The 13105-nt window shown below is 42.2% G+C and carries 13 protein-coding genes and 1 CRISPR repeat array; all 13 genes read left to right on the forward strand.

The genetic code is table 11. The annotated features are described in order from the left end of the window. The 13 genes from WS40_RS07075 (at position 1) to WS40_RS07130 (ending at position 13060) form a co-directional block, all read left to right on the forward strand. A complete protein-coding gene (locus WS40_RS07075) occupies positions 1 to 333 on the forward strand; it encodes an integrase core domain-containing protein (RefSeq protein ID WP_279007304.1) in 333 nt (110 codons plus the stop codon). Then, a complete protein-coding gene (gene cas8c, locus WS40_RS07080; RefSeq protein ID WP_325208473.1) occupies positions 330 to 2132 on the forward strand; it encodes a type I-C CRISPR-associated protein Cas8c/Csd1 in 1803 nt (600 codons plus the stop codon). Before WS40_RS07075 ends, cas8c begins: the two co-directional genes overlap by 4 nt. Before the next feature lie 17 nt (positions 2133 to 2149). Then, positions 2150 to 3016, forward strand: coding sequence for a type I-C CRISPR-associated protein Cas7/Csd2 (cas7c, locus tag WS40_RS07085; RefSeq protein ID WP_046441391.1), 867 nt, complete (start codon positions 2150 to 2152; stop codon positions 3014 to 3016). After that, positions 3016 to 3696: a CRISPR-associated protein Cas4 gene (cas4, locus tag WS40_RS07090; RefSeq protein WP_046441393.1), complete on the forward strand. Its 681-nt coding sequence runs from the start codon at positions 3016 to 3018 to the stop codon at positions 3694 to 3696. The genes cas7c and cas4 overlap by 1 nt, the downstream gene beginning before the upstream one ends. Next, entirely contained in the window at positions 3689 to 4711 is a 1023-nt protein-coding gene (cas1c, locus tag WS40_RS07095) for a type I-C CRISPR-associated endonuclease Cas1c (protein WP_046441395.1), read from the forward strand. The genes cas4 and cas1c overlap by 8 nt, the downstream gene beginning before the upstream one ends. A gap of 11 nt (positions 4712 to 4722) precedes the next feature. Then, positions 4723 to 5013: a CRISPR-associated endonuclease Cas2 gene (gene cas2, locus WS40_RS07100; RefSeq protein WP_041337298.1), complete on the forward strand. Its 291-nt coding sequence runs from the start codon at positions 4723 to 4725 to the stop codon at positions 5011 to 5013. 159 nt (positions 5014 to 5172) lie between these two features. Next, positions 5173 to 5994: direct repeats of the CRISPR family, unit length 32 nt; unit sequence GTCACGCTCCACGTGAGCGTGTGAGTTGAAAT. 32 nt (positions 5995 to 6026) lie between these two features. Further along, positions 6027 to 6500, forward strand: coding sequence for a hypothetical protein (locus WS40_RS07105; RefSeq protein WP_046441398.1), 474 nt, complete (start codon positions 6027 to 6029; stop codon positions 6498 to 6500). Between the two features lie 68 nt (positions 6501 to 6568). Beyond that, complete coding sequence (locus tag WS40_RS11510; RefSeq protein ID WP_265290752.1) at positions 6569 to 6691, forward strand: hypothetical protein; 123 nt, start codon at positions 6569 to 6571, stop codon at positions 6689 to 6691. Beyond that, positions 6675 to 6857, forward strand: coding sequence for a hypothetical protein (locus WS40_RS07110; protein WP_022286932.1), 183 nt, complete (start codon positions 6675 to 6677; stop codon positions 6855 to 6857). Before WS40_RS11510 ends, WS40_RS07110 begins: the two co-directional genes overlap by 17 nt. Before the next feature lie 645 nt (positions 6858 to 7502). After that, the gene (gene rlmD, locus WS40_RS07115; protein ID WP_325208474.1) at positions 7503 to 8756 is read left to right on the forward strand and encodes a 23S rRNA (uracil(1939)-C(5))-methyltransferase RlmD; all 1254 of its coding nucleotides are present in this window, start codon (positions 7503 to 7505) and stop codon (positions 8754 to 8756) included. Continuing rightward, entirely contained in the window at positions 8725 to 9663 is a 939-nt protein-coding gene (locus WS40_RS07120) for an AAA family ATPase (RefSeq protein ID WP_046441400.1), read from the forward strand. The genes rlmD and WS40_RS07120 overlap by 32 nt, the downstream gene beginning before the upstream one ends. Positions 9664 to 9676: 13 nt before the next feature. After that, positions 9677 to 10837: a DUF58 domain-containing protein gene (locus WS40_RS07125; RefSeq protein WP_046441402.1), complete on the forward strand. Its 1161-nt coding sequence runs from the start codon at positions 9677 to 9679 to the stop codon at positions 10835 to 10837. A gap of 12 nt (positions 10838 to 10849) precedes the next feature. Next, entirely contained in the window at positions 10850 to 13060 is a 2211-nt protein-coding gene (locus tag WS40_RS07130; protein ID WP_046441404.1) for a DUF4129 domain-containing transglutaminase family protein, read from the forward strand. The last annotated feature ends 45 nt before the right edge of the window (positions 13061 to 13105 follow it).

The following is a 13105-nucleotide window of genomic DNA, read 5'->3' on the forward strand; positions in this document are numbered from 1 at the left end:
GTGAAATGTATTCAGACCGACAATGGATTTGAATTTACTAACCGCTTTTCGCCAAGCAAAAGAGACAAGAAAACGCTGTTTGAGAATACGCTCTCACAACTTGGCATTGAACACAAACTCATTCGTCCATATACGCCCAGGCACAATGGCAAAGTAGAGCGCAGTCACCGAGAAGATCACAACAAATTCTATTCGTGCCATAGGTTTTATTCCTGCGACGACTTAAACGTGCAGCTAGCTGCACGTTTAAGTCGAACAAACAACCGTCCTATGCGTCCCCTCAAATGGTTTTCGCCTATCGAATTTCTTAATAATAGTGTCCAATATGATTGACAAACCTACAATGTAAGCAAGCCATACACTTTGAAATTCTTCTTACCCCCGAGGGCAAGATAGCCGCAATAAACGATTTGAGAGTACCCCGAATTATCCCTCTGAAAAATAAAAAGACAAAAACAGTCTATGATCCAGTAATGGAACAGCTTCCTGTAAGAACGCAGAAACCGGGCATAGACAAAAATACTATCGAACACAGACCACTCTACATATTCGGTCTGAACTATGATAAAGGAACTTTGACTCCTACAGACGCTACCAACAAAGCGGCAAAATCACACAAATGCTTTTGCGAATGGAATGAGAAGTTTTTTGAGAATATCGACTCACCTATTTGCAAAGCCTATCTTAACTTTCTCCGTACATGGGAACCTGAGCAGGAAACCCAAAACCCACACCTTCTTGCCCTAGGCAAGGAGTATTCAAGCTCCTACTATGAGTTTGGACTTGACGGATCACCTGAAACTAAGCTTCACAATGACAGCAAATTCAAAGCTGCTTATGAGGATTATTTCGCCCAGCTCAGCGCCGACAGCGACAGTGACGATACCGAACTATCCACCTGTTCCATTCTTGGTGAGAAGCTCCCGCAAGCCCGTATCCATGATAAAATAAAGGGTATCAAAGGCGGAATGTCCTCAGGCTGTGTCCTCGTTGGCATGAAAGAATCTGCCTTTGAGTCCTATGGCAAGAAGCAGTCATACAACAGCAATGTTTCTGAGAAAGCCATGAAAATGTATACCTCTGCGCTTAATTCTCTACTTGCTGACAGAAGCCATTACAAGACTTTTGACGATATGACAATAGTCTATTTCGCAATGAAGAAGAACGATGCAGAAGAATGCAATATGTTTGCCGGTATGTTCAGCGGATTTGAGGACGAATTAAATAAAACCGTTGTGACCGAAGCCGACCGAAACATAAACGCTGTCATGACCCAGCTTAAACAGGGCAGGACAGCCGATATGCCTTATGACCCTAACGTAGAATTTTACGTTGCAGGCTTTACCCCAAACAGTTCAAGAATATCCCAGAAGTTCATCTTCCACGATAAGTTCGGCAGGATATTTGACAATGTACTCAAACATCAGCAGGATATCTCATTTACTGAGGGTCAGCATCAAGTAAGCATTGAACGTATCAAGCGTGAGCTTATCTCACCAAAATCGTCCAAAGAAAAAGTTCCGTCACCTCTCACCGCCGCACTTTTTGAAGCTATACTCAAAGGCACAAGATACCCTGACGAACTTCTTTCCACAGTAATAACAAGGGTCAAGACCGACAGCAACGAAGATAACAACCATTTTATAAAAATCAATGACGTAAGGGCAGGCTTGATAAGGGGCTGCATTAATCGTAAATATAATAAGGAGGTAATAAAAATGTCACCAGAACTTGACAACAAAAATCCAGCCACTCTCTGCGGTGCGCTTTTTGCAGTGCTTGAGAAGATACAGCAGGATACTTCGGAAGGAACACTTAATACGACAATAGTTGATTCGTATTTTTCATCAGCTTGTTCAAGACCTGTAACAGTGTTTCCACATCTTGTTGATTTATCTTTTAAACATTTAAAAAAATATAAGAGCATAGAGTTACGCAACTATTATAAAAATCTTATCCTTGATATAATAGCTGATTTGGAGGAAAAATTTCCTCATACCCTTTCTAATGACGAACAAGGAATGTTTATCATAGCCTATGCCAAGCAGAATAGAAAGCTTTATACCAAAAAATCAAAAGATAAGCCAGCAGAAAATTCTGAAGTTAAACCCGAAGCAAAATCAGAAGAATAAAGAAAGGACGAAATATTATGGAAAACGCAATCAAGAACAGATATGAATTTGTAATGCTTTTTGACGTTGAGAACGGCAACCCAAACGGCGACCCTGACGCAGGCAATATGCCTAGAACAGACCCTGAAACAAGCCTCGGTATCGTTACAGACGTGTGCCTTAAAAGAAAGATAAGAAACTTTGTAGAACTTACCAAAGAGGGCGAAGCAGGCTACAATATCCTTATCAAGGCAGATAGGGCACTCAACACAAAGTTCACAGAAGCATATAACGAGTTAGGCTTAAAGGGAAGCGGAAAGGAAACTCCTGCTGACGTACAGCGTCAGGCTCGTGATTACATCTGTCAGAACTACTTTGACGTAAGAACATTCGGTGCAGTAATGAGTACAGGTGACGATCCATGCGGCATTGTAAGGGGTCCTGTACAGCTCAACTTTGCAAGAAGTATCGACCCCGTTTTTGCGCAGGATATCACAATCACAAGGCAGGCAAAAACAACAGAAGAAAGAAAAAAGACCGGAGATACCGAAATGGGCAAAAAGAGCATAATTCCATATGCGCTTTATCGTGGCGAGGGCTATGTTTCCGCAATGCTCGCTCAGAAGATAACAGGCTTTAGCGAGGACGACCTTGAGCTTCTTTGGACATCTATTATCAATATGTTCGAGCATGACAGAAGTGCCGCAAGAGGAAAGCTCTGTATGCGTAAGCTTATCGTGTTCAAGCATGACTCCGCCCTGGGCAATGCCCCTGCACATATCCTCTTTGACAAGGTGTCAGTTAAGCTCAAAGACGGCGTGACAACTCCAAGACATTACTCAGACTATGATATCTCCATAGATAAGGATATGCCTGAGGGCGTTACCCTAATTGAAAAGCTCTGATGAGCGAAGATGTAACTATCAATATCCGTGACATACAGCATTATATGTATTGTCCACGCAGGTTTGCTCTTTTAGAAGTTAATGACGATTGGGCTGAAAACGCCTTTGTCGTCAAAGCAAACCTCCTCCATGAGAACGTCCACAGCGGTGAGCGCAACTTTGAAAATAAGCGTAAGATCGTCCGAAGTGACGTGTCAGTGTATAACGATGACACTAAGTACAATATTTTCGGAGTTGTAGATTGTATCGAGTTCGTCCGTGACAAATGCGGCGACTATATAGATACCCTGGACGGCACATTCCGTGTGGAAATTGTGGAGTATAAACCCACCAGACCCAAAGCAGGGGAGTTCAATCAGACCGACGCTATACAAGTCTATGCGCAGAAGCTTTGCGTGGATAACGTATTTCATTGCAATAGCCGATGTTTTCTGTACTATGCAGATGTGCGCAGACGATCAGAATTGCCCTTTGATACTCAGGGCGCAGAGTATGATAAAATGCTTTGCGACTATCTTGGAAAAATGCGTGAGATACTTGCAGCGGATATTATCCCAAAGCGTGTAAAAGGTCAGAAATGTTCAGGCTGTTCACTGTCGGATATGTGCTTTCCAAAAGTGAAGAAATATAGCGTGAAAAATACGATTTTCTCCATGAACGGAGGCGAAAACAATGCGTAAACTGCTCAATTCACTTTATATTCTCGAAGAAACTGCCTACCTCACACTTGACGGCGAAAACATAGTGTGCAGGGCAGAGGACAGCGAGAAGTTCCGTGTGCCTTTTACCAATATCGAGGATATCTATATTTTCAGCTATTCGGGCTGTTCACCTGCGCTCATGGGCAAGTGTGCAGAATATGGCATAGCCGTTAATTTTATTTCTCCTCAAGGTAAATTTCTCGCAAGAGTTCAGGGCAAAACAAAGGGCAACGTCTATCTGCGAAAAGAGCAGTTTGAGCTTTTTTCTATTCCTCAGCTCGACTTTATCAGGAATACTGTCGCCGCAAAGCTTTCAAATACACGTTATCTTATCAGACGTTCGCTCCACGATAACCCGGATATAAACAGTGACGGAGCGCTTACAGATTGTATAAAATATCTTGAAAACGGCATAAAGACCGTCTATGAAACTGCCGATAAAGATATCATCATGGGTATAGAGGGAAGCTGTGCAAAGGCATATTTTGATATATTTGACCGACTGATACTCCACCAAAAAGAAGATTTTTACCTTGCCAACCGCACTAAACGCCCACCCCTCGACAGAGTAAACGCCATGCTCTCGTTTCTGTATACTATCGCAATTTCATCATATACATCAGCCCTTGAAAGCGTAGGACTTGATAGCTGCCTCGGCTTTTACCACGCCCTGCGTTCAGGCAGAAGCAGCCTGTCCTGCGATCTTGTAGAGGAATTTCGTTGCGTGGTGGAGCGACTTGTGCTTACTATGATAAACTTGAAAATGATAAAGCCCGAGGACTTTGAAACTCAGGTCAGTGGCGCAGTATACCTCTCCAAAGAGGGCAAGAAAAAAGTCCTCACCGCATGGCAGGAGCGTAAGCGCACAAGCATAGTCCACCCATATCTAGGCGAAAAGATACAGCAAGGGCTACTCCCATATGTGCAAAGCTCGCTTCTCGCAAAATATATCCGTGGCGAGCTAGATGAGTACCCGAACTATTTGCTGAAATAGAGGTGATATAAATGATGACCTTAGTAAGCTATGATGTATCAACAACAGATAATAAGGGTAAAACAAGGCTGAGAAAAGTGTCGAAAGAGTGTCAAAATTATGGACAGCGAGTGCAGAACAGCGTGTTTGAAATAGACGTAGACTATGGCACTTTTCTGAAAGTGAAAGATAAACTTCTGAAAATAATAGACCCAAAGCATGATAGTCTGCGGATATATTACTTAGGCAACAATTGGAAGCATAGAGTAGAACACTACGGCACCAAAGAGACCTATGACCCCGAAGGTGTCCTAATATTTTGACCTGCGTACCCCAAGTGATCCACAAATCCCTAGTAAGTTCGCATGAAAATGCCATGCTATTTATGAATGCACAGTGAACAAAATCAAACCGATACCCATTAAATAAAAAAATAAGTCCGCATCACGTTGAGCAAGCACCAGATATACACAACATCAAGTGTCACGCTCCACGTGAGCGTGTGAGTTGAAATGGGTTGACCGCCTTCTCGACAATCATGGTTCTCGTCACGCTCCACGTGAGCGTGTGAGTTGAAATGCTTCTTACAAAGGTATTGGTGAATTTCTATCTTGTCACGCTCCACGTGAGCGTGTGAGTTGAAATTGTCAACAGGGGAGATTTATTTGTACTAGGTGGAGAGTCACGCTCCACGTGAGCGTGTGAGTTGAAATCTTTGTATGACTCTGACTGGGTTCAAGACCAAGTCACGCTCCACGTGAGCGTGTGAGTTGAAATGAACAAGATGTTCTTGAGCCGTTGGGAGGGTGAGTCACGCTCCACGTGAGCGTGTGAGTTGAAATTGGGACACGTTAAAGCTTGATAGGGTTGGCTACCAAGTCACGCTCCACGTGAGCGTGTGAGTTGAAATTGCAAGAAGTATAAGGGCTATAGCTATCCTGGTATGTCACGCTCCACGTGAGCGTGTGAGTTGAAATGGTAAATCTGCAGAAGCCTTGCACACCCAGGTGGTCACGCTCCACGTGAGCGTGTGAGTTGAAATTTCCCAGTTGTTGCAGCCGTCCTTGTACTCATTGGTCACGCTCCACGTGAGCGTGTGAGTTGAAATTTGTGAGAAAGTATATTGAAAATGATTATAACAGTCACGCTCCACGTGAGCGTGTGAGTTGAAATAAAATGTTTTTAATCCAGTTTTCCGAATTTCTGGGTCACGCTCCACGTGAGCGTGTGAGTTGAAATAATTCCCAGCACAACATACCCATTCTTTATTCCGTCACGCTCCACGTGAGCGTGTGAGTTGAAATATGATAATGTAAAAAAAGAGAGGTATCATGCAATGATTAAATTATTTTTGAAAGAATACTTAGATGAAATGTCAACTGTATGTAGGGATAATCAGAATAATGTAAGTATCGCTGTAAATCCCGATTCTGAAAGGCAGGGACATCCTTATTTCAAATTTTATAATTCCGTTTATTATGGAGATGCTGCTAAGGTGGTTAGAATTTTATTTAATTCAGCAGATTATGTTGATAATAAAAATGCAGAAGACCAAAAGCTTTGGAAACTTTCGCATAAAGAAAAAAAGTTGCTTAAAGAACTTTTGAGTAGTCCTTCTGCAGAATATTCAGATATGACTATTTGGGAAGCTTGTAAATTTGAGTGGAACTTTGAATATTTAGAGCAATCTATTAACTTAGATAAATATGTAAATGGTGAATATGATAAGGATAAAACATTCACAGAAAATCCTGGCTATGTACCATACAGTTTGGAAATGCCTGATTATTTAGAATTAAACTTTTGCTAAATATGTAACTTTAACGTACGCTCCACGTGAGCGTGTGAGTCAATTTTCGTTTCATCGCAGGACTTAGGGTGTACGTTATCCGCTCAGACCACAGCAAGTGTTGTGCGTGGTGTTCAAAGCTTGCAGTAAAAGACGTTTATCCTGAATTTAACTGGAGAAAAGGGGGCTATGTTCATGGCAGAAGAAAATGATATTCTCACAAAGTTAAAAAAAGGCGAAAAAGTTGAGTGTCCTGTTTGCCATAACGGCTACTATGTTCCTGTGAATACAACAGCAGATAAGGCACATTACTTTGTCTGCACTAATAAAGAGTGTAACGGACATTATCGGTGGGAGCCGATAATCGATATTGAATAATACAAATAACCGCTCCGCTACGGCGAGGCGGTCACGCTCCACGTGAGCGTGTGAGTTGAAATATTATGCTGACGTTATGTTTTTGTAGTTTATCCCAGCCACGCTCCACATGGGCGTGTGGGTCAATTTTCGTTTCAACGCAGGACTTATCGATATTGAATAATACAAATAACCGCTTGACTAAGGTTTGGCGGTATTTTTATACCCAAATACTATACATTATTCATGTGTTTTCCGTCAAATCTGCCAATTCACACCCCAAAATTTGTGCAAACAAATGATTTATAATTTAATTTGGCAACATTTCTGCAATTGTTGCATTTTTTCTGCAACAAAATACCCACTTTTCGTGTATAAGTAGAAGGGGTTTCACCACAAATCGGAAACCTTGCGGAGCGACAGTGTATGAGGAAACATTTTGTCAACGTGAGTTAGGTGAACACGATGAGAGGTTCTGATCGCACAAAAAAGCACTTCCTGCACTCCGTCTGAAGCTTGAAAATTGAATATTTATACCGACACACCTTAGCTATACCCCATGAGCATACTGCTAAATTTAATTGTTATAACCGCCTTTGTTGACATTATTCATATAAAATGGTATACTTAAAATAAAATTTATACATAATGAAAAGAGTAAATGTGATGAATAAACATACCACTATCGATAAGTCAACGGGCGAGAAAAAATGTAGCTGCTTTAAACGCTGCGGCGGCTGTCAGTTGGATAAGGTCTACGCCCAGCAAATAGAATGGAAGCAGGCAAAAGCCGATAGAATGTTGAGCCGCTTTTGCAGACCTCAGCAGATAATAACTATGGACGACCCCTATAATTATCGAAATAAAGTCCAAACTGTCTATAAGGTCAATAGCTCAAAGCGTATCGTCTCAGGAGTATATCAGTCCTCTACCCATAGCATGGTAATAACTGACGATTGCTTTTTGGAGGATATAAGAGCACAGCAAATAGTCGCTACCCTTAAAGAACTTATGGTTGACTTCCGTATCCTTCCATATAACGAGGAAAGTGATCAGGGTCTTCTTAAGCATACCCTTATCCGTACCTCCCAAACAACAGGCGAGGTAATGCTCGTGCTAGTTACAGCTACCCCCATATTTCCTGCAAAGAAAAATTTCGTTAAAGCTATTACTGAAAAACACCCGTATATAACCACTATCGTCCAAAACGTTAATAAAGGCAGAGTTCCTCTTACTTTGGGCGACCGTGATATTATAATGTACGGCAAAGGCTATATCACCGACGAGATGTGCGGCTGTAAGTTCAGAATTTCACCTCATTCTTTCTATCAGGTAAACCCCGAGCAGACCGAAAAACTTTATGCTCAGGCAGTTTCCTGTGCCGAACTTAAAAAAGGCGATAAAGTTATCGACGCATATTGCGGAACAGGTACTATCGGTCTTATCGCTGCAAAAAGCGGTGCAGACGTGGCAGGCGTTGAGCTTAATGCCGAAGCCATAAAGGACGCAGTTTCAAACGCCAAGCTCAATAAGCTTGACAATATCAGGTTTTATAATGAGGACGCAGGTGAGTTCATGACAAAGCTTGCGCAGGCAGGGGAGAGCTGTGATACAGTTTTCCTTGACCCTCCAAGAGCAGGCACAACAGAAGAATTTGTTGAAGCCTTGGGCAAACTCAGACCTGAAAAGATAGTCTACGTTTCCTGTAAAATAGAAACTCTCGAGCGTGATTTGAAGCTTCTTGCAAAAATAGGCTATAAAGCACAGCTTATCCAGCCCGTTGATATGTTCCCGCATACCACAGGTATCGAAAATGTTGTGCTTTTAAAAAGAAAAATGATATCGCTCACACCAAACAGAACACCTGATAAAAAGGGGGATAAAAAAATTGAACGAAAAGGTAAAACTTCTCACAGATAATATCGAAAAAGTTATCGTCGGCAAGACAGACTCTGTGCTTAAAATAATCACAGCCATGCTTTGCGGCGGTCATGTTCTTATCGAGGACGTGCCTGGAGTAGGCAAAACTCAGCTTGTATCAGCCCTTGCAAGGTCAGTGGACGGTAAATATAACCGTATCCAGCTTACCCCTGACGTTATGCCGTCCGATATCGTTGGCTTTTCTATGATAGACCAGAAAACTCATGAGCTTGAGTATAAAGAGGGTGTGGCAATGTGCAATTTCCTCTTGGCAGACGAAATAAACAGAGCCTCCCCAAAATCTCAGTCAAGCTTGCTTGAAGTCATGGAAGAACATCAGATATCCATTGACGGTAAAACTCATGAACTTCCATTGCCCTTTATGGTGCTTGCCACACAAAACCCTGTGGAAACTTACGGCACTTATCATTTGCCTGAAGCCCAAATGGATAGATTTCTTATGAAGATATCAATGGGCTATCCCTCATATGATGATGAGCTTGATATCATGTCAAGAGCCGAAAGATCAGGCTTTGCAAAGAATATCCAGCCTGTCATGACCCTTGAAAACGTCTGTGAGCTTATGGGCTACGCTGAAAATGTAACCGCAGAGCTTTCTGTGAGAAAATATATCCTGAGCCTTGTTACTGCAACAAGAAATTCAGATTATGTAAAGCTTGGCGTTTCTCCACGTGGAAGCATCGCACTTCTCAAAGCTTCAAAAGCCTATGCCTTTGTTCAGGGCAGAGGATTTGTCATGCCAGATGATGTCAAGGCTGTTATGCCTGACGTTCTTGCACATAGACTTATGCTTTCTCCTAAAGGCAAATCCGCCTTTGAAAATGAAAGGAAAGCTCTTGAAAATATCGCTCTTACAGTAAAATCACCTGACGCAATAGAGAAATAGAGGATATGACCCCATGAAAAATCTTTTAGGTTATCTTACCTGCGTGGCGGTGGCGATACTGCTTAGAGTTTATATAAACGGAAACGGTGGTACGCTTGTGCTTTATCTTTTAGCTATAGCCTTTGTGATATCTCTTGTGGCACTTCTCATTACCAAGCGTAAACTTGTGGCAGCCATAAAGCTTTCCACAGAAATAAGTGCAAAGAACGAGGAGTTTGACGCTGACATAATGCTTTTAAATGCAATACGCATTATTCCCTCATGCGTTGTTGAGGTAACGGCAGAGTGTTCAGATAATATCGGTGCTGTAAGCCCGCTTGAATTTAAAACTATCGTGGCAGGCGGCAGACAGCAAAGCGTCAGCGTTAAGCTGAAAACACGCTATGCAGGTCTTGGCACAGTGAAAATAAAAAGCATACGTTTGCATGACTATCTTGGAATAATCACCCTGCACCTTGACAGTTCACGTTATGAAAAAGCCGTGGGAAAAATAAAGATAATGCCGAATATCCCTGACACTGGCTCTCAAACAGAGCTTCTTAAAGCAACTTCCGAGAACGCTTCATTTGACGATAACGAAAGCGAATCAGATGAAAATGCACTTGGCCTTACAGGCGTTCCGGGCTATGACCACAGACAGTATGAGATAGGCGACCCGCTGAAAAGAATAAACTGGAAGCTTTCTTCAAAGCGTGACGAGCTTATGGTGCTCCTTGATGAAAAGGTCACGGCTTCAAGTCAGGCGTTTTTCCTTGATATACCAAGCGAAGATCATGACCCTATGTTTGCTATGAATATCGATAATATAGTCGAAGCGAGCCTTGCAATGCTTTCAATGCTTATCATGGAGGGCTTCGAGAGTGAGTATAATTATTATCTTGACGGCTGGAAAAGCATGAAAATAAAGCAGGCAGGTGATATAATAGAGCTTCAAAACGACCTTGCGGCAATAGCACCATATCCGCAGGAAAAGCGTTTTGCCTTTTCTCATGAGATAGGCAAGACAGCTCCTATATGCTTCACAGCCTGCATGGCGACTTCTCAGGGGGAATTTTCTTCTCTTATAGAAGAATTTAACGGCTCTTTTGTAGTGACACGTCTTAGCGGCCTTGATAAGCAGACAGAAAATATGTGGCTTGTAGACGAAACTTTCGAGTTTCGTAAAATGACATAGGGGGTGTGGCTTTTGAATACTAAAACTGCTCAGATAAAAAACACCCTTGTGAATATTCTTTCAAAATATGCTTTGCCGCTGCTCCTTGGAGCAGTGGTCATGAACATAATCTTTAAGACCTATCTTGTAGACAATGTCAGACTTTATACTTTTGGATATGTGGTCTATGAATGTCTGCTGTTCGCTCTTTTTGAGTGGCTGAAGCCGAAAAAAGTCCTGCGAGGTCTTGTCTATACCGCCCTTATGGTGGCAGTGCTGTTTTTGGGCTTTCAGCTTCTTCGTGCTGGATTTGAACATTCTGGAAAATCATTTATCAATTGGTTTTATGTAAACAGGCAGGAGATAGGTCAGATAGATGAATATTTCTACTTTCTGTTTGTGGGACTAGGCTTCTTTATCATTTCGGTGCTTTACTATTTCACCATTGTGCGCTATAGAAGCTTTGGAACGATGCTCGTTGTGCTTTTTCCGTTTTTTATTTACGGAAAGCGTGCCGACTCAATGGATACTCTTGACATAACCATAATGCTCACTGTGTTCATTGCACTTATGGTGCACAGCAGACTTGTTTCAGACGAGAGCAAGCATGACCTTGTCATAAACGGCTCTTATGTGGCGGCATCGGCGGTTTTCGTTACCCTTGTGGGTGCGCTTGCAATGCTTATGCCGACTTCCTCAAAGACATCTTATCTTGAAAAAAACAGCAACTTCTTTGATGTGAATATCAAAAGCAGTGGCACATATGACAATCTTAGTGATGAGTCTTCCCCAAGATTTGGCGCAGACGCAACGGGCGAGATACTTTTCAACTTCACCACAACCTCTGATGAACAGGTCATTTACCTCCGCAGACAATCCTTTGACCTTTTCAGAAACGAGAAGTGGGTAACAGACGATAGCTTCTACGATTTTGATTTTGACAAAAATGTTCATCTTTACGGTGACAACGAGGTGAACTCACCGAGCTATGTTTACAGCATAGCAAAGTCACTTGCAGATAAGGATTACACCAAGGATCTTGGCGTGGACAAGTCACAGTTTCCTGATGACCTGTTCAGTGAAAAGGCAGTCATGAATCAGTTCAGCGACAGCTTTGCCCCTAGCTATATCCCTGCTCCACTGATGATAACCCCAGGGGAGAACAACGTTTATATCAAAACAACTCACAGCGAGGTCTACAGACCATATGACACCGCAGGAAATAAGCTTGGCATTAGCTTTGAGTATATCCCTGAAACGGAGAGCGAAAGACAGGCTGCGGCAAATCTTGATATGACCGAAAATCAGTTCAAACTGCTGCTTTCTTATGGTTTGACAAACGGAGATGTCACATCAAATCAAGCGCGGAATATTTATAAGATATATGCGTTGTACACAGACGTTTCTGCATATGACGATAAAGGTGGAAAAATGGAGGCTCTTGCGAAAAGCATAACGGAAAACTGCAAAAATGATTATGAGAAAGCTCAGGCGCTTGTGGATTATTTTGAGCAGAACGGCTATGTTTACGATAATGAGTATGAGCCTGACGATGAGTCTATAGCATATTTTCTTTTCACGAGCAAGCGTGGAAACTGCACGAACTATGCTACAAGCATGACGCTTATGGCGAGAATGCTGGGACTTCCAGCAAGATATGTTGAGGGCTTTGCAGCATATGAAAAGAATGAACGTGGAGAGTTTGTGGTAAGAGATAGCCACGCTCACGCTTTTGTAGAGGTCTTTATCACAGGCATTGGCTGGATGACTTTTGACCCGACAGTTCCGGGCTATCAGCGTGACTACAGTGCAAATGGTACGAACTTTGATGTTTCAACTTTTGTAAGCTATTTCAGCAGGATCGCACTGTTTATCGGTGTAGCGTTTGTGCTTGTGGTTTTCGTATTCCTTAACAGAATTATCGAGGTATTTTTCAGACTGTCACTTAAATTCAGAGATAACGGAGAAAAGGTCATAAGGCTTTACAGGCGGGTGGTAAGGCTTTTGACCATAGCTTCTAATGACAAGCTATCTGGATACACGCCTGAAATGATAAGAGAATATCTTGTTAAGAGGCGTGGAGTTGAGCTTGGTGGTCTTATAGATCTTTTTGAAAAGACCTGCTTCGGTGGATATGTTCCTGATGAAGCCGAGTGGAAAATGGTCTATGCAGAGTACAAAGCACAATGGAAAAAGCTCACAAAGCGTGAGAAAACGACTTTGGAGCTTGATAAGAATATGTAATGAAATGGCTGTGCGGAAAAAATCACGCACGGCTATTTTTTTTGT

Source organism: Ruminococcus sp. N15.MGS-57 (assembly GCF_000980385.1).
GTDB classification, from domain to species: domain Bacteria; phylum Bacillota; class Clostridia; order Oscillospirales; family Ruminococcaceae; genus Hominimerdicola; species Hominimerdicola aceti.